Raw genomic sequence first — 17382 nt, 5'->3', positions numbered from 1 at the left:
CCTCTGCACAAGGATTCCTGGTATTTCAAATGAAATCTTGCATGAATGTTATATGATCGAAGTTGAAATGAAAAGCGGGGGAGGAAAACTTCATGGAAAAGGATCATTCAGCTGTGACGTACCGGAACGTAAAGCCCGGCGAGTTCATTATGTTCGGCACGTATCCGCAGTCTGCAGACGGTCAAGAACTGGCGATACAATGGCGTGTTCTTCATCATTCAGGAAGCGAGCTGTTTGTTTTGAGTGAGTATATTTTGGACTGCAAGAGGTATCATGGCAAGAGCGCGAATATGGGGTGGCGTGAATCCACGGAAAGGACTTGGCGTGACTCCGATTTGCGCGAGTGGCTGAACGATGAATTCTATAACACCGCATTTAGCGGCGCCGAAAAGCAATTCATCAAGACGGCTCATTGTACGGACAACGGAGAAGGCTGCCCGGACACGGAGGACAAGGTCTTTCTGCTTAGCGTTGCCGAGTTAGAGAATTTATCCGGGGTTCACGGCAAGGATGTGAGGCGTGCGGTTGGAACCGATTTTGCCAAGACGAAAAAGCCCGATGGATGCAGCTTATATGTATATGACAAATCGAACAAAGACAACTATATCCTCAAGGACGGCGAAGAAGCCGGCTGCTCCTGGTGGTGGCTGCGAACCCAAGGCAACAAGCCTTCACGCGCATATTTTGTAGGGACAGGCTGCAGTATTCGCAGCTATGGGAATAACAGCATAAGCGGTTATGGCGTGCGTCCTGCTATAAAAATAAATCTTTCCTAAGTCTTGTTTTCAAGGAGGTAGACATGGATTGCATGACATCGAAAGAAGCGGCGTTAAAGGTGAAACAGTGGCCTAGGCAAACTATAGCGGCGGGTCCTCGTCACACCGTTGGTCTGAAATCTGATGGCACGGTGGTGGCTGCAGGCGATAACAAATACGGCCAATGTGATGTAAGCGGCTGGCGTGATCTGGTCGCGGTTGCGGCCGGTAATGTTCATATGGCGGCGAACACAGGTAATGCCCATACCGTCGGTCTGAAGTCGGACGGTACGGTGGTCGCGGCGGGTTGGAATAAGCATGGCCAATGCAGCGTAGACGGTTGGCGCGATATCGCAGCGGTAGCGGCAGGCTGGCGCCGTACCGTCGGCCTTCGATCGGATGGCACGGTGGTGGCCGTGGGCCGAAACCATGAAGGCCAATGCGACGTCGGCGGCTGGCGTGATATCGCTGCGGTCGCGGCGGGTGACTGGCATACCGTGGGTCTTACATTGGACGGCACGGTGACGGCCGTAGGCAATCATCGGTATGGCCAATGTAATGTTAGCAGCTGGAGCGGCATCATCGCGGCAGCCGCGGGGTACCTTCATACCGTCGGGATTCACTCGGATGGTACGGTGGCGGCTGTGGGTCTGAATAAGCATGGCCAATGCGATGTCAGCGGGTGGAGCGGAATGGTGGCGATTGCGGCGGGCAGTTATCATACCGTCGGCCTCAAATCGGACGGCACGGTAGTGGCTGTGGGTCACAACGAATATAGCCAGTGCGATGTCAGCGGCTGGCGTGATATGGTGGCCGTCGCGGCGGGTTGTACGCATACCGTTGGCCTGAAATCGGATGGCACGGTGGTGGCTGTGGGTCACAACGAATATGGCCAGTGCGATGTCAGCGGCTGGCGCGGCATCCAAGTGCCCGGCACTTCGTTATCAATATGAATAACTCGACATTCCACGCGAAAACATGAGCCGGACTTCAAAATTAGGCAAGGGGTGCGCGACATCGAATCAGGCGGGTGACACCGCCCGGAGTATCCGATCCCGCCCGATCATATAAAAAAGACCGCATCCTGACGGAGTGCGGTCTAGCGTCATTATTTGTATACGGGTTTGCCGTATTCCGCCTTCTTCTCGAACAGAACGGTATACGTTTCGTCTGGGCCGTCAACGGACGGGGCTACCACTTTCTTCAGCCCGCTCAGAGGCAGGATCGCCGTACTCCTAAGACCATATTTGCGAAAAGTGGGTCTGTGTCGTTGACTCATGACGATTCCCCTCCTAATAAATCATGAATTGAATCCAGTAACGCTTTATTGAGATAACATATCTCCTCAAAAATCTGCTCCGTGACCTGGACGGAACCCCTCAGGTGGATCGTGAACACGTATCTTCTCGCTAAAGGATAACACAAGATATATTCCTTCACAACCGATTTGCGATTTCGTTGACTAAATGTCACATTTCCGCTGGCGTGAACGTCCACCACATGGATCGGTTTTTCTCCCGGTCTCAGGTTGACATTGGCATCCAAAGAATATTCATAGCCGATTTCGCCAACCCCGTCGCTGCCGACCTGCTTTATTGTACGGTCCCCGGCTTTGAAAAGTGCTGTGCCGCTGACCGTATACGGCGTGGAAATAAACGACAGCCGCAGCGCCCGGCAGATCCGGTTGTAAATATCCGTATCGAGTGCAGGCTTATGATTCAATTCTTCAAAAAAGCCGATAATCTTCAGCAGCCTGTCCCTCTCCTCTTCGGATTCACGGAGCAGATCGTAAGGATCGCTCTGTTTGCTGCCCCAATGCTCGATCATGCTGCCGATTTTACTGCACGAGACGCCCACGGCCGCATTCCAGTTGCGCGGGTTCATCTGATAGGTGAGCGTGGTCATGCCGAACAGATCCGAAGGCGTCTTAAAGCCTTCAATCCGCTCCTCCTCCTCATCCTCCTGCTCAGGAATATGCGACGGAACGAGAAAAAATACCCGTTCTCTTCCCAGTTTACTCCAAAACAAGCCCATCTCAAACACCGTATTATCTCTGGCTGTATAATATAACTTACCCCGCACGAGCGTCACGTCATCAGGGTGGAACACAAAAACCGCAAAATCGCTACCCTGGATCTGGGCTTCCAAGTCCTCCATCGTATAACGGTTGGCGTGAAACACTCCTCTATGCCAAGGAGTCACGACCGCGTAGTGCTCCAGTTCCTCCTGCACCGCATTCACGATCGGAATGGCTTCCCTGGATGAGCCGATGAAAACGAAAGGTTTGTCCATAACTCCCTCCAGAACATCCATAATCTACCTATTATCAGTATATCATAGCATGGTAGATTCAATGACTGTTACTTTTCGCGCTTACGAAAGTCTGCCCATGATTTCAAAGTTTGCTATGTATGCCTGACAAAACTTGTCTATATAAAAAGGTTACAAAAAGTAAAGGACTGCGGACAGCCCTGCTGAACCGCAGCCTTCGTGTACAAGCCAAGTACCGGGAACGGACGACCTGCCTCACCGGCAGCATCCGCCGTATTAGGTACGTCTCCACCATAATCGATTGAACGCTATCCTTTTCCGCTATACGAGCTCAACCTCACCCTGCATTCCTTCCGGAAAACGCACCTCGACCTCCACATCGGCCGGAGACTCTACGCGCAGCGTCATCCGGTTGTCCGAAACGTTCCAGCGGACGCGGATTTCGCCGCCGGCCGGCAGCGGAACGATGCCGCTGGCCCAGGTTAGTCCGCACGGCTGGGGAGCGACCGCCACCTTGCTCCATCCGTCCTCCAGCCGTTTTACGCCGAGAATGCATTCGCCCAGAAAATATCCCGGGGCCGCGGACCAGGCATGGCAATGGCTCCGGGTGAGCTGGTTCGGATTGGCCCGGTTTTCGCTGAAGTTCGGGTACATCTCCCAGCAGGTGGTGGCGTCGTTATCGATCATCTGCCCGTAATGGGCCCGAATGTCGGCAAGCAGCAGCTCGAACTGGCCGGCCTCCTCCAGCGCCTCGTAATAGAAGAAGGACATGAACGGGCTGCCAATCTGCACGAAATCCGCGGGAGGAAACTTCAAATAGGCTTCCATCAGCGCTTTTCTGCCGCCGGAAGCGGCCCCGCACAGGTAGGCGACCACCTGGGTCTGCATGCTGAAGGTATCGGAACGGCGGCCGTCCGCATGGATGCAGTCCAGATAGGCGTGTCGTTCATCGGACCACAGATGCCGGTTAATGGCTTCCGTCAGCCGACTGGATGCTTCCTCATATGCGGCGGCGGTTCCTTCCTGCCCGGCCGCCGCCGCAATGGCTGCCGCATCGCGCAGCGCCTTGGCCAAGAACAGGTTCTGATGGGTCACAATGCCTTCGCGTGGCTGGTCGATCGGGGCCCAGTCCAGGAAGTTCCAGCCCTTCATCTCCAGCAGTCCGTCCCCGTTCAGATGTTCCAGGTAGGCCTCCATGGTCAGCTGAACCGCCGGCCAGATTTCCGCAGCAAACGCCGTGTCGTTCGTATGGGAAATAAATTCGCGGCAGGCGATGGCCCAGAAGAAGGTCCAGTTCGGGATCACGCTGTTCCAGGCGCTCGGCACCTGGTTCACATACAGCGGCGTCATGTCCGCCGATCCCGGAACCAGCCGCAGGCAGCGTTTGACGATGTCGGTCACGCCGAACACATAATAATTGACGAGCGCCTCATTGCGGCTGTCCCCGACCCAGAACACCTGCTCATAGGAAGGGCAGTCGATGAACGTGTCTTCCATGCACAGCCGGGTCGTGTGGCGGCTGATGTCCCAAATATCGTTCAGCCGGGCATCCGAGCAGCGGAACGCGCCGATCTCGGCGGCGGGATACGTGCTCTGCCGGATGTATACTTCGTGAAGCTTCACCGGACCACGCTGTTCGCGGATGGTCAGAATCAGGTACCGGAAGCCGCGGCGGACGGGCGACAGGTAGGACTGGCGGCCGGACCGGCATATATAACGGAACGTATTTTCGAGACCGTACGTATGCTGCCGGTAATCGTCCTTGATGTATTCGACCCCGTACACATCAATGACCGTTCCTTCCGGCGCGTCCAGTTCGAGGCCGATAAACCCGGAACGCTCCTTGCCCAGATCAATCACGATCTCGCAGTCACCATCGGGGAACGGCTCGAGCTGTGCGAAGTTCTGCGTCGGCAGCACCGCAAACTGAAGCTCCTGCGGCACCCGGTGTTTTTCGCTCAGCGTCCGCCACACGCTGGCCCCGAATACATCCACGGCCGAATACAGCTGTCTCGACACGGGCTGCATCCAGCGTTCATAGCCCTGAAGCTCCTGCTCGGTCCGAATCGTCTTCAGCCGTAAATAGTCCGGATCGTCCCTGCGGAGCTCCCGGCCCTCCTTGTAATCGATATACTCAACCGCATCGAAGGGGCCGACGGCCGTAAACGGATTGCCCTCCTCATTTAGTGCCGCGTGAAGTGGAGCCCGCAGCGTAAACGCCGCCTCGCTGTCCACTCCGATGTGGAACACCGAGCCATGGTCGCCCGACGTAATGTCCATCAGCAGTAGATGACTCCCGCTGCCCAAGGTCAGCGTGTAGTATGTTTCCGGCTGATCCACATGCGCCGGGGTGCAGCGGATGCCGTCGACGTACAGATCGTCGGCCCGCGTTCCGGTCGGAAAGCCGATGGCTACTTCGCCATCCTCTTCCATGACCAGTACCGCAGCCAATAGGCCGGTAAAGCCTACCGGATTGGCGTGTGTGATGCTGTCTTTCACCATCTGGTTTCGCAGGTCGATGGCGGCCGTGAACCTTGGTGCCTTGACGCGTGCCAAAGACATCACCTTGGACGGGTACTTCTTCTCCTCCGTCAGGAACGGGATGTCCCTTGGAATGAGCCGCGTCCACGGCTGCGTGCCTGCCGGGCCAATTTCCAACGCTGCACTCCAGGAGGCGTCGTCGTATCCCGGCCGGTTCCATGCCTCATCCCACAGCCTGGCGTCGTACACTTCGGCAAATCCCTGCTGACAAGACATCCGCGGGGAAGTGCTGTCCTGGGCCGCCAGCTTGGACGTTCTCCAGGTCCGGTCTGTGGCGGCGATCACCTCGTCACCGGACTCCACCTGGGCGATCAGTCCCCCGCGCCCGGCGAGATAATAGAAATTGGCCAGTCCAAAATGAAGGACAAGCACCGCAATCGTATTGTCAGCCCCCGGACGCAGCAGGTGCCCGATGCTGTATGTATCATACATCTGCTCCTTCGGCCAGGAGCGCGTCGTTCCTCTGCCGGCAAGGTAACCGTTTACAAAAAGAACGTAGCGCGAGTCTGCGGTGATGCTGAGCGATACGGGCCGTCCCGGGTCCCCCTCATAGGCAAAGGTCTTGCGGAAGCATCTCCATTCATTCCGGGGACTCGGCTCTCCCTCTCCCCAAATCCACAGCGCCTTCCAATGCTTATCCATTATAAGCCTCCTCTCTGCCCTTAGCTTTGTACAATCACCGCCCTGTTGTCAAGTAAAGCGGTGAAATTCCATTCAAGGAATTTAGTCACTGAGTGCAGAAATGGAAAACACGACATTTGTGGCTGCACGCTCAGAATTGGCGGTTGTGTTATTGATGGTAAGGAGGAGGAAGAATTGAGGCTAGAAATCAGGAATATAACGGATGGCAAATGGGACGATTTCTTTTCCATTCTTAGAGAAGCTTCGTTATGGTTACAAATCGAAGGCAAGGCGATGTGGGATCCCCATCAATTAACCCCTGAACATATACTGAAAAGCTGCTCCACCGAACAATGCTATATTGGTTATCAAAATTATGAAGCAGCGGCCGCGATGATCCTTCAGGAAGAGGATCCAATATTTTGGCCGGATTCCAAAAACGACAGCCTGTTTATTCACAAATTGGCGGTAAGAAGGAAAAATGCGGGGAAAGGCTTTTCTCACGAGATGATCGAATGGGCGAAAACGCGGACAAAAGAGCTGGATAAAACCTATTTAAGGCTCGACTGTGCCGCGGACAGACCCAAGTTGTGCAGCTTTTATGAAAAACAGGGATTTAGAAAGGTGGACGAACGAATGATGTTTGGAGTCTATCCAACCGCATTTTACGAAATATGCTCCCCCTGACGGGTTATCTTCCCGTTTCACGAAAAAAAAGCCAGCGCTTGCCGCGCAGGCTCTTCTTCCGCATAAGAGCAGCCGCGTTATTCAGCCACCCTCTATTTCTTTAATGCATCCGCCCGGTCCACCCAGACAGTCAAGTCCTGGTAAGGCGTGCGTTTGCCTTGAGGCGCCTGTCCTTCAGCCGGAACGCCCAGATAAATAAAGCCGAGTACCTTGTCGTTCGGGCCAAGACCGAAATGCTCGTTCATCTTGGCGTGGTATGTCGGCTCGCCGGTTCTCCAGATCGCTCCGAGGCCCAGGGCATGCGCTTCCAGCAGCATATTCTGGATCGCCGCGAACACCGCTCCGTATTCCTCCAGTTCAATCACCTTGGGGTGATCCTTCGGCGTGACCGCCACAGCGATGACAACCGGAGCGCGCATCGGCTTCTGCCGGGCCGATTCCGCCGCCGCTTCGGCTTCCGGAGATCCCGGTCCGCCCGCCTGCTCCACAGCGACTTCAGCCAATGCGTTGCCGAGCAGATCCCGTCCTTCCCCGCGAAGGACGAAGAAGCGCCATGGCTCGGTCATCCGGTGGTTCGGCGCCCAGGTGCCCGCCTCCAGGATTTGTTCAATGGAAGCGGCAGGCACTTCCTCCTGCGTCACTTTCCCGATGCTCCGTCTGGAGCGGATCGCTTCCGATACGTTCATATCTCATTCCCCACTCTCTTTAAGAATGCTTATTCAAGTCCTGTGTACTATTGTAGCAAAAAACGGACCGCGATTTCTAACCCGGCGATTCCACCGGGCTCCTCCAAGCTGTGTGAAGACAGAGCTTCACCCCTTTTACCCTGCGGTGACGTTCCGATAATGATCCGTTAACACTGCAAGCGTACACTGAAGCAGACAAGCTGTTTATACATATCCTTCGGGAAGGGGTTCATCACTATGACAAAAAAATGGTTCGTTTCCGCCCTCGCGGCCTTGTCCGTGGGGGGCACAGCCCTGATTCAAAGCGCATCGGCAGCACCGGCGGATGTGAAGTATTCCGTTAATGGACAGTCGTTTACACCGTCCGTCCCTGCCGTTGAGCAGCAGGATCACCTGTATTTTCCGATCCGCGACCTCGGCAACCTGCTCGGCAAGTATGTCGACTGGGACGAAGTTCGCCAAACGGCTTCTTTTACGGACAAGCCCAAGCTGACCGGTAAATACACGTTGGATCATGCGGATTTGGCGGAGGGCATCAAATTTGGCATCGGCTCCTCGCTGGCGCATATCCCCGGCGACCCGGATAACGTCTTCTATACGACGGCTGACCGCGGCCCGAACGGGGAAATCGACGTAAACGGCGAGACCCGCCGGACGTTCCCGCTGCCGAACTATACGCCGACCATCTATAAAATCCAGCTGGATCAAGGGAAAATCACCGTCCTGGAGACCATTCCGCTCAAAATCAACGGCACAGATGCCGTGACGGGCAGCAGCAAGATTACAGGACTGCCGAACCTGAAATCCCGGGACGAGGTCCCTTATGAGACGACCGCCCAGAAAGTCATCTCTTACGATCCTTATGGACTTGATGTCGAAGGGCTTGCCTACAATCCACAAGACGATACGTTCTGGATCTCCGACGAGTACGGCCCGTACCTTGTACAGGTAAAACGCGACGGTACGCTGGTGCAGCGCCTGGCTCCCAAAGGGATCAGCTCCGAGCTGAACACGGCAGCGCTGCCGCTGAAGGATACGCTGCCTGCCGTTTATTTGGATCGCCGCCAGAACCGCGGTGCGGAAGCGGTCGGAATTACGCCGGACGGGAAGTGGATGTTTATGGCTATGCAGAGCCCGCTGCGGAATCCCGACAAGAGCGTCGATAATTCCCGGGCGCTCCGCATTTTGAAGATCGATCTGGCCACTCTCAAGCCGGTAGCCGAATACGCCTATCTTACTGAAGACGCTGGCCAGTTCAAGGACCTGAAGCAATCCGATATCGTCATATCTGATCTTAACGTCATCGATGAGAACAACCTGCTGATCGACGAACGCGACAAAAATGCCGGCGATGCCGCCCAGCTCAAACGGATTTATGCCATCAACCTGACCGATGCAACCAACATTCTCGGCAAGTATGACGAGGCGGGACCCAGCGGCAAAACGCTGGAGCAGATGAGCCCAGCCGAGCTTCGCCAAGCCGGCATTATGACGCCGCTGAAGCGGACCGTGCTCGATGCGGTGGAATTCAACTATCCGAACGAGAAAATCGAAGGCATCTCGCTGGTGAACGGACATACGCTGGTCATCGTGAACGACAATGACTTTGGCGTCACCAATCCGGATGCCAAGGAAAACGGCACGGACCTGTGGACCTTCGAGCTTCCCTACGATTTAAAATAAAGCGCAAATCTATAAAAGACCGGCCATGGAGATTTCCTCCGTGGCCGGTCTTTTTGGGTTCCGCGAAAAGCCGTTTAGAATTGGCGGTCAATCTTCGCCCTGCTGTTACCGCCGGCTGCCAACCTTTCGCTTGACCTGCTCCAATACAGCAAGAACAGGCTGGCTTTTGACGGGCTTGCTGATGTATTCGTCCATCCCTGCCCCGAGGCAGATATCCCGGTCCTCCTTCAGCGCGTTGGCCGTAACCGCCACGATCATCGGACAGCTATCCTTCGGCAGGGTCGCCCGAAGCTTGCGGGTCGTCTCCAGACCGTTCATGCCAGGCATCTGGACGTCCATGAAGATAATGTCATATTTCGTATTCTCGGCTTTCCGCAGCACATCGTGGCCGTTGGTGACGACGGTCACCGCATGACCCTGCTTCTCCAGCATTTTGCGGAGCACGATCTGGTTGATCTCATTGTCCTCCGCAATCAGGATGTTGAGCGGATCGGTGTCGGATGTTTCCTTTTGTTCGCAGCGCTTGGCATGCTCAGGCTCCTGCCGGTTCTTGAGAAGGACCGTAAACACAAAGGTCGTTCCGGGCCCTTCCTTTTTCTCTACCCATATATGACCGCCCATAACGTTCACGAGCTTCTTGCTGATGGCCAGCCCCAGCCCGGTGCCTTCATAATTGCGGGTCATGAAATTGTCCACCTGTGAGAACGGTTCGAAGATCGCTTCCAGCTTGTTATCCGGAATGCCGATGCCCGTATCTGATACCTTGAATTCCAGATCAATCAGCTCGTCCTCCTCGAACACCTTCCGGACGCTGACCGTAATCCCTCCATGAAGCGTAAACTTCACCGCGTTGCCCACGAGGTTCATCAGAACCTGCTTGATCCGCTTGGGATCCCCGAAGAGCAACTCCGGAATATCGTCCTCAACGGTAAAGGACATCTCCAGCTGTTTGGCGCTCGCCTTGGCGGACACCATATCGAACGTTTCCTGGATGCACTGTTTCAGATCGAACATATCCTCCTGCAGTTCCGTCATACCGGCTTCCACCTTGGAAAAATCCAGAATATCGTTGATGATGGCCAGCAGCGTTTCACCGCTCTTGCGGATAATTTCGATATATTCCTTCTGCTCATCGTCGAGGTCCGTCGTCGTCTCCAGCAAATCCGTCATTCCGATGACACCATTCATCGGCGTCCGGATCTCATGGCTCATCATCGCCAAAAACTCGCTTTTCGCTTTATTCGTACTTTCCGCCAGCTCCTTGGCCATAATGAGCTGCCGCTGCTCGGTGAAATCCTTGGCAATGATATAGAAGCCCACATTTTTGTTGTTGATGATGATGGGTGCCAGCGTCGTGATGACCTCCACCATGTGGCCGTCCTTATGCCGTAGCGTCTTGATATCCTGCTCTACGGTCGGGTTGTTCAGCGCTTCCTTCAACACCCGCTGCAGGTTCCGCTCCCCGATAAAGCGCGCAATGCTCCTGCCCGCCATCTCGCTGACTTTGCAGCCGGTCATCTGCTCGGCTCGGGTATTGGCGTTCAAAATATTTCCATTTAAATCGAGTGAAATGATCGCGTCGTGGTTATATCTTTTTAGGGAGGTATACCGCTCAACGGTTTCCTGCAGCTTCTGCTCGGCAGCCTTGGTATGGGAAATATCGTTCAAAACGACTATGTAATATTCGGGATTTCCCTCCGCGTCCGGCATAATGGAAATATGCACGGCCGCCCACACGGTTCTCTCATCCTTCCGGATGTAGCGGCCTTCGATTTCGACGGAAGTCTGCTCGGGATAATTTTGAATAAGCGACTTCACCTGGCTCAAATTGGTTTCCAGATCCTCGCGGTAAATCAATCTCTCAAAACGCTGTGTCTGAAGTTCCTCCCAGGAATATCCCAGAATGCGGGTGAGCGCCGGGTTTGCTTGAACCCATTCTCCCCGGACAGTAATCACGGCAACACCAAAAGGAGCATTTTGGTACACATGCTGTAAATAAGAATACTCCTCATCATTCTGTACTCTGTTCATTTTGCGCCTCCTGCCATGGTAGTACAGCCTGGTTTTTATATCTTCTCTCCATCATGTAATATTTTAAAGGATCTGTAGTCCGACTCCTGGCATACCAAAATAAGCATAAGCATGCTTATAAAGAGATATAAACAAAAATGACGATTTTGAAACCTCTTTGACGATCATTATGACAAAATGATGGCGAAATTTATAGACCAACTTTTTTCCTTTTCCAGGTTTTCTTGATATTATTAAGATTCTGTCAATCATAAAGCAAAGAAACCGCTCTTTCTTCAAAGGGCGGTTTCTTTGTTCGCCTAGTTCACGTTTGAATTCGAAATCGGAGAGTCGTGAGGAAAGAATGCAGCCTCTCCTAACCTCCGCGCTCTCATAACCACTTTATGTTCAATTTGCGCCCAGCAGCGCGGTCAGCTCGTCAAGGGTCCGGACGACATGCTCCAGCAGTCCTGGCAGATCCTCCATCTGTTCCTCGTCGATTTTCCGGCCAAACCGGATTTCCGCCGTATTCGACAAGCGTTTCGTCTCATCGCCATAGCGCCAGCTGAGCGTCTGCGACACCGACTGCTCCGGCCACCGCTGTTCCAGCAGGCTCTGGATGACAGCACATTCCTCGCCCTTCGGACCGACTTCCATATAAAAGCGGATTCGGATCGTGCACCCTGGCCGTGCCTCCTTCTGCTCCAGCAGCTCCGCGGCCAAATCGGCCAGCGAGGCGGCAAGACCGATCTCAGCGGTCACCGCTTCGTTCCCGCTTCGCACGAACCGAATGGCAAATTCCCTCGACATGACCGACATTTCCATCCGGTCGTCGCGGCCAGTGACACGAACCGCACCGTCCAGGTTGTCCAGGTCGTAGACCAGGTTCTCCACCGCCACCTTCAGGTTGTCGAAAATGCTCGGATCAAACATCACCATACGTCTGCCGCATACTTGAGACCGATCTGGCGTCTCGCATCCTCCATAATTTCCGCCACGATGAGGGAGCTCTCTAAAGAATTGATCTTGCTGTCGCGTTTGCCGCGTTCGATCAGCCGGATAAACTCGTCCAGCTCGTAGTACATCGATTCATGGGTCTGCAGCTGCGTGAGGTCCTCGACCGTGCCGTCCCTGTATTGGATTTTCACTTCATAAGGCTGGTTGATCCGGTCGATGACCATCGTTCCGTTCTCACCCTGAATCTCAGCGGGCAGGAAGGAGTCGGATATTTTCGAATACATGATAACCGCGTCCATTTCCGGATAGCGCAGCACCATACTGCCTTCCCCATCCACGCCTGATGACAGCATGATACCTGTCGCCTTCACGTATTCAGGCCGGCCAAAGAGCGAAACCATCGGATAGATGCAGTATATGCCCAAATCCATGAGTGAACCGTTGGAAAACTCGGGTTTGAAGGCGTTGAGCACCGTCCCCTCCTTAAAGGCGTCATAGCGCGAGGAATATTGACAGTAGCTGGCAAAATACCGCCGGATCTGGCCGATTTTGTACAGGTTGTCCTTCATGATTCTGAAATTCGGCATCAGCGTGGACTTCATCGCTTCCATGAGCAGCACGTCATTGCTGCGGGCCGCCCCGATCATCCGCTTCAGTTCCAAGCTGTTTGAAGCCATCGGCTTCTCGCACAGCACATGCTTGCCGTGGTTCATGCACCGGATCGCCTGGTCCGCGTGAAAAGAGTTCGGGCTGGCGATGTAGACCGCGTCTACAACCTCGTCCGATAGCATTGCCTCGAGATCCGTGAACACCCGAGGAGATCCGTGCTCCGCGGCAAAAGCCTCTCCCTTTTCCAGGGTCCGTGAATATACTGCGGCAAGCTGAAACTGGTCATTCTCCGCGGCAGCCTGCAGAAACCGCTCCGTAATCCAGTTGGTTCCGATTACCCCGAATCGTATCATCTTCTCGCTTCCTCTCCTAACTTGTCAGTTCTGTCTTTGTGAATACTCACGATACCTATATTGTCTCATTCCCCAAAGAAGCTGTCCACTTCGGAATCCATGTCATGAGCGGCCTCGCCCACCATGGACTGGATATCTTCAGAGCTGATGTTAATATACTCATAGCCCTCTTCCTGCTGCTTCTTCAAGGCTCTCTCCTTATAAAACTTGCCGGTGCCCTCGCCCGCATCCTCGTCATATACGAGCACGATGCCATCCGTCTTCCGGAACAGCAGATCATCCCTGGCCGCAAACTGCCACGGGCCGCTGTAGGGCTGGTTGCTGACGACACCGTAATAGTCGATCTCTCTGAGGATTTGCCGGTAATACTCCTGCTTATCTTCCTTCCACTTCTCTTCCGGGCTGGCAAAGGCCGATATGATCGAGCATTTGAGCTCCGGATACTGCTCTTTCAGCGCAATAGCCGCCTCGATGCCCCACAGGTCCACGCCGTACTGCCCCGGAGTGATGACCCACTCCAGTCCCTCTTCAAGGAGCGGAATCAGCTTGGCCGTGATCGCCTGCTTAATATACGGAATGCCCGGATGCTTCTGGCCGAAGATGTTCAGCTCATGTGCCCGGTATCCGGTGACCAGACAATTTTTCATACCATCAACACCTTAACTTAGTTGGAATGCCTCTTCCTCAACAGATAATCCGCGAGTAATTCATTCCTTCTATCATACCTTGTTTTGCCTTGCGGCTTCCACCGCAAATTCAGATTGTGCTCGGTGCCGCTCTTTCCAGCATGGAGATGATAACCGCGAAATCAAGGCAACAGGGAGTGATCCAGAACGCCGGAAGACGCCAAAAGGGCACCAGCCGCCAATCCATCGTGGCGGGGAGGTACCCCTTTATTGAAATATATTTGGCTTTCGGATTTCAACTTACGTAGGTTCAATAAAATCAAGAAATCCGAAACAAGAGCGATCGTAGGACATTTTACGTAATTGCCCCATCATCCATTTCAATTTTTCAACTTACAAAGAAATTTTCACTTCGGCGTTCATGCCAGGAAGCACTTTATCCGAAGGCTGGTTGATCGAAATTTTGACAGGAACCTTCTGGGTGACCTTGGTGTAGCTGCCGGTTGAGCTTTGCTGCGGAAGCACCGAGAACACCGAGGTCGTTGCATAGCCGATTTCGTCGACCGTTCCGCTGAACGTTTTGCCCGAATCTCCGTCCACGTTAATATCGACGCTTTGGCCAACCTTCAGGTCCTTCAGGTCCTTCTCCTTAATATTGGCGATGATGTACATGTGATCCAAGTCAGCTTCCTGGGCGAGCACCTGTCCCGCCTGAACCAGCTCGTTCTTCCGCGCGTCGCTCTTGATGATTTTACCGTTCATCCGGGTGCTGACCGGTACGGCCTTCGTTCCGTCGGATACGGTGCCGACGACGTCCTTGTCAGTCACGTTTGATCCGGTTTTGACATGCCAGTCGGTCAGTACGCCGCTGTATGTGGATACGACGGGCATCATGTCCGCGGACACGACCGCGTCGCTTGTTTTGATGTAGTTTTCATTTTGGTAATAAACATAGGCGCCGGCTGCGATCAGTATAAACACGACCAGCACGCCCACAACATTTCCGATGATTAAACGAATGTTCATCTTGCCTGTTCTCCTCCATATCGTTCTTTTTCTGAATTTATCTTAAGAATGGGATTCCGCTGTTACTCTTTCCTTGGGACCCGGCAGGGCAAGCGGCTTTTTCGGCTTTTGCACAAGCGAAATGCCTTTGCCTGTCACGATTTTTCCGATCGATGCCAGCAATATAATGACTGCAAGAACCAGCATCATCGTAAACAAGTGATGGTACGCTCCCAGGATGGCCGCCCGCTTCGTATTAGCAATCAGCTCATAGGAAGCTGTGCTCTGCGCCTGGGCTGCCGTCATTCCCGATCCCATCAGCTTCCGGGTCATCTGTGCCAGCTCCAGCTTCGTTTCGGCATCAAACTCGCCCAGATGGGAACGGATCTGCTCGTAATTCATGGTGTTCTGCCGGCTCAAATACCAGCCCAGCAGCGGAGACAGCACCGCGCCGACGATATTCCGCATCGTATGCAGAGTCGTTGAGCGCATCGAGGCTTTGTGAATATCCCCCGCGAGAGCCGTGCCGAGCGCTCCGCTGACCAGAGCCATACTGACGCCGCCGCCAAGGCAGGCGGCCTGGAAGTAAAGCTTAGGCAGCGTTACGGTTGGCACCAGGTTTCGCCAGCTAAGGCAGACATAAATGATGGCCAGCGATCCGATAAAACCTAGGACGCCGGCGCCGAGCCGGTCGTACAGCAGGGTTTTCAAAATAGCCGTGATCAGAATGCCGACGAAGAACCACATGAAAAAATGGGCCAAATAACTTGGCGACAAGCTGACGTTATTTTTCAAAAAGCCGGTGATTCCCGCAATCGCAAAGATGAGCACCGCATGGGACGCGATCGCCATGATCGTGCCCGAAATCGGCTTAGGCGCCTTCAGCGTACGGAAAGGAACGAGCGGCGTCTTGGCCCTGAGGTCGACGATGACGAACAGAACCGCCAATATGACGGCGACGGCCAAAAACGGCCACACCTCATACGATGAAAACCCCTTTTGCATCAAATTACACAGTGGAATCACCAGCGAAATCATGGTCAATATAAACAAAAACACTCCCGTTTTATCCAATGGCTCGTGCTCGCCGTGATGCTCCTCCGATCTCGGCAGGCCGTAATAGCCGACGGCCAGACAGAGGACGGCGGAGGCGACGTTCAGCACGTACAGCCAGCGCCAGGCATCAAGGCTGAGGGAGACGGCTCCGAAATAGGCTCCGACGGCACTTGCCCCAAACAGGCCCGTGATGACCATAAACAGAAATGTATTGCGGATCTTGTTCGGAAATGAACGGAGGCTCACCGGCAAAATCGCCAGAAACAGCGTACCGGCACTGAGGCCCTGAATCACCTTTCCGATCGTCAAAGCGGCCACATCGGTGGACACGGCGTTGATCAACGAGCCGCACAAAAAAATAAACACCATCGTCAGATAGTGCGCCTTGAGGCCGAATCTGCGGGCAAGCACCGGTCCAAACGGTACTCCGAGCGCGAAAGCCAGGTTCGACAGCGTGGACGGCAGCTGCAGATCATTCGAGCTCATATCCAGCCCGTTCTGAATGATCACCTGGTTGATGGTATACGCCAGATTGCTGAAGTATTGGGGCCCGATCGCAAAAATCGTCAGCAGCGATATGATCAAATACTGCGGAACGGCCACCCTTTCTTTCTCCGACATCGAAGTGCTAATGAGTTGACTCATCCGGATTCCTCCTTTCGTCTTGTATATGATTACGTCCGTATGCAGAATAACTCGTAAATAGCAAGTTGTATTATACAACATATACGGATCAGCTGGCAACGGGATTTTCGCAGGCAGCGAGAAAAAGCTATTGGATAAATCCACAGCTTTTTCCTGATCTACTTATGCCGTTGTTTCAAATCCCGGTTAAGCCGGGTCAGGCTGTCTTCCAAGTGCTGCAGCCCATCACCGTTCCATTCCTTGAGGATGTCAGCGTACGCATCATGTCTGGCTTTCTGGACTTTGTGGAGAATATCCAGCCCGCCGGGCGTAATTTCAATGAGGCTGATTCGGCCATTGTTCGTGTCCGGATACCGCTTGACGTAATCTTTGGATTCCAGCACCGCGATTTGCCTGCTGGCCGTGGACAGGTTCAGCAGCAGATGCTCTGCCAGCACATTGATCGCCAGCGGGCCCGCGTGCTCCAGCTCGCTGAGCAGAAGATACTCCGACCGGTCCAGGTTCCCGAATCTGGGGCTGAGCGCCGTCGTCAGCCGGACCAGCAGGGCGATCTGGTACTCGATCATATCCAGTCGATCTTTGTTCAACTTCCTCCCCCTCTTCTCTCGCTAAACCGCTCTCATAAATATATCATACCACTGCGCGAAGGGACTTTGCATCCGGGGGGCCAGGTAAATAGAAAGAACGTCAATCGAGTACATTCATTATGAGTACCGGCAGCGGTTGTATAAGCTGAAAAATGGAAATGGATGATGGGGCAAGTACGTAAAATGTCCCTACGATCACTCTTGTTTTCAGATTTCTTGATTGGATTGAACCATTGCAAGGCAGAAATCCGAAAGCCAAAGCATATGCTTCCGATGTTAGCTTTCCTTTG

At 53.9% G+C, this 17382-nt stretch carries 15 protein-coding genes; 4 read left to right on the top strand and 11 right to left on the bottom strand.

The features are described from left to right. Nucleotides 1-92 precede the first annotated feature (92 nt). Together C7820_RS28975 and C7820_RS28970 are read left to right on the top strand one after the other, a co-directional pair. Nucleotides 93-776 (top strand): DUF6273 domain-containing protein, encoded by a 684-nt coding sequence (locus C7820_RS28975; protein ID WP_116234010.1) that lies wholly within the window; start codon nucleotides 93-95, stop codon nucleotides 774-776. A 23-nt stretch (nucleotides 777-799) separates the two neighbouring features. Then, nucleotides 800-1708 carry an RCC1 domain-containing protein gene (locus C7820_RS28970; RefSeq protein ID WP_116234009.1) on the top strand — a complete coding sequence of 303 codons (909 nt, stop codon included), beginning with the start codon at nucleotides 800-802 and terminating at the stop codon, nucleotides 1706-1708. 155 nt (nucleotides 1709-1863) lie between these two features. Here C7820_RS28970 and C7820_RS33605 read toward each other — a convergent pair whose 3' ends face one another. From C7820_RS33605 to C7820_RS28960, 3 genes are all read right to left on the bottom strand, one after another. Next, nucleotides 1864-2034: a hypothetical protein gene (locus tag C7820_RS33605; protein ID WP_163881768.1), complete on the bottom strand. Its 171-nt coding sequence runs from the start codon at nucleotides 2032-2034 to the stop codon at nucleotides 1864-1866. Further along, nucleotides 2031-3047 (bottom strand): TIR domain-containing protein, encoded by a 1017-nt coding sequence (locus C7820_RS28965; protein ID WP_181909230.1) that lies wholly within the window; start codon nucleotides 3045-3047, stop codon nucleotides 2031-2033. The genes C7820_RS33605 and C7820_RS28965 overlap by 4 nt, the downstream gene beginning before the upstream one ends. A 300-nt stretch (nucleotides 3048-3347) precedes the next feature. After that, nucleotides 3348-6209 (bottom strand): family 78 glycoside hydrolase catalytic domain, encoded by a 2862-nt coding sequence (locus C7820_RS28960; protein WP_116234007.1) that lies wholly within the window; start codon nucleotides 6207-6209, stop codon nucleotides 3348-3350. A gap of 45 nt (nucleotides 6210-6254) precedes the next feature. Here C7820_RS28960 and C7820_RS28955 point away from each other — a divergent pair, with 45 nt between their 5' ends. Next, the gene (locus C7820_RS28955) at nucleotides 6255-6875 is read left to right on the top strand and encodes a GNAT family N-acetyltransferase (RefSeq protein WP_181909229.1); all 621 of its coding nucleotides are present in this window, start codon (nucleotides 6255-6257) and stop codon (nucleotides 6873-6875) included. Between the two features lie 92 nt (nucleotides 6876-6967). Here C7820_RS28955 and C7820_RS28950 read toward each other — a convergent pair whose 3' ends face one another. After that, nucleotides 6968-7561, bottom strand: a complete 594-nt coding sequence (locus tag C7820_RS28950; RefSeq protein ID WP_105444983.1) for a nitroreductase family protein — start codon at nucleotides 7559-7561, stop codon at nucleotides 6968-6970. A gap of 237 nt (nucleotides 7562-7798) precedes the next feature. On the opposite strand from C7820_RS28950, the gene C7820_RS28945 reads away from it, so the two are divergent. Continuing rightward, on the top strand, nucleotides 7799-9244 hold the full coding sequence (locus C7820_RS28945; protein ID WP_116234005.1) for an esterase-like activity of phytase family protein: 1446 nt from the start codon (nucleotides 7799-7801) through the stop codon (nucleotides 9242-9244). A gap of 105 nt (nucleotides 9245-9349) precedes the next feature. Here C7820_RS28945 and C7820_RS28940 read toward each other — a convergent pair whose 3' ends face one another. The 7 genes from C7820_RS28940 to C7820_RS28910 all read right to left on the bottom strand — a co-directional run bounded on the left by C7820_RS28940 (nucleotide 9350) and on the right by C7820_RS28910 (nucleotide 17092). Then, nucleotides 9350-11275 carry a PAS domain S-box protein gene (locus tag C7820_RS28940; RefSeq protein ID WP_116234004.1) on the bottom strand — a complete coding sequence of 642 codons (1926 nt, stop codon included), beginning with the start codon at nucleotides 11273-11275 and terminating at the stop codon, nucleotides 9350-9352. A gap of 387 nt (nucleotides 11276-11662) precedes the next feature. Continuing rightward, nucleotides 11663-12193: a hypothetical protein gene (locus C7820_RS28935; protein WP_258875562.1), complete on the bottom strand. Its 531-nt coding sequence runs from the start codon at nucleotides 12191-12193 to the stop codon at nucleotides 11663-11665. Further along, nucleotides 12187-13173, bottom strand: a complete 987-nt coding sequence (locus tag C7820_RS28930; protein ID WP_116234003.1) for a Gfo/Idh/MocA family protein — start codon at nucleotides 13171-13173, stop codon at nucleotides 12187-12189. The genes C7820_RS28935 and C7820_RS28930 overlap by 7 nt, the downstream gene beginning before the upstream one ends. A 65-nt stretch (nucleotides 13174-13238) precedes the next feature. Then, the gene (locus tag C7820_RS28925) at nucleotides 13239-13820 is read right to left on the bottom strand and encodes an SLOG family protein (RefSeq protein WP_076173566.1); all 582 of its coding nucleotides are present in this window, start codon (nucleotides 13818-13820) and stop codon (nucleotides 13239-13241) included. A 372-nt stretch (nucleotides 13821-14192) separates the two neighbouring features. Next, complete coding sequence (locus C7820_RS28920) at nucleotides 14193-14825, bottom strand: HlyD family secretion protein (protein ID WP_076173565.1); 633 nt, start codon at nucleotides 14823-14825, stop codon at nucleotides 14193-14195. Between the two features lie 42 nt (nucleotides 14826-14867). Continuing rightward, on the bottom strand, nucleotides 14868-16505 hold the full coding sequence (locus tag C7820_RS28915) for an MFS transporter (RefSeq protein WP_258875559.1): 1638 nt from the start codon (nucleotides 16503-16505) through the stop codon (nucleotides 14868-14870). 158 nt (nucleotides 16506-16663) lie between these two features. Continuing rightward, nucleotides 16664-17092, bottom strand: a complete 429-nt coding sequence (locus tag C7820_RS28910; protein ID WP_240913402.1) for a MarR family winged helix-turn-helix transcriptional regulator — start codon at nucleotides 17090-17092, stop codon at nucleotides 16664-16666. Nucleotides 17093-17382: the final 290 nt, after the last annotated feature.

Origin of the sequence: Paenibacillus sp. VMFN-D1 (assembly GCF_003386155.1) — a bacterium.
In the GTDB taxonomy this organism is placed as follows: domain Bacteria; phylum Bacillota; class Bacilli; order Paenibacillales; family Paenibacillaceae; genus Paenibacillus_AQ; species Paenibacillus_AQ favisporus.
The sequence above is the reverse complement of the archived record's forward strand: the minus strand, read 5'-3'. Positions and strand labels throughout refer to the sequence as shown.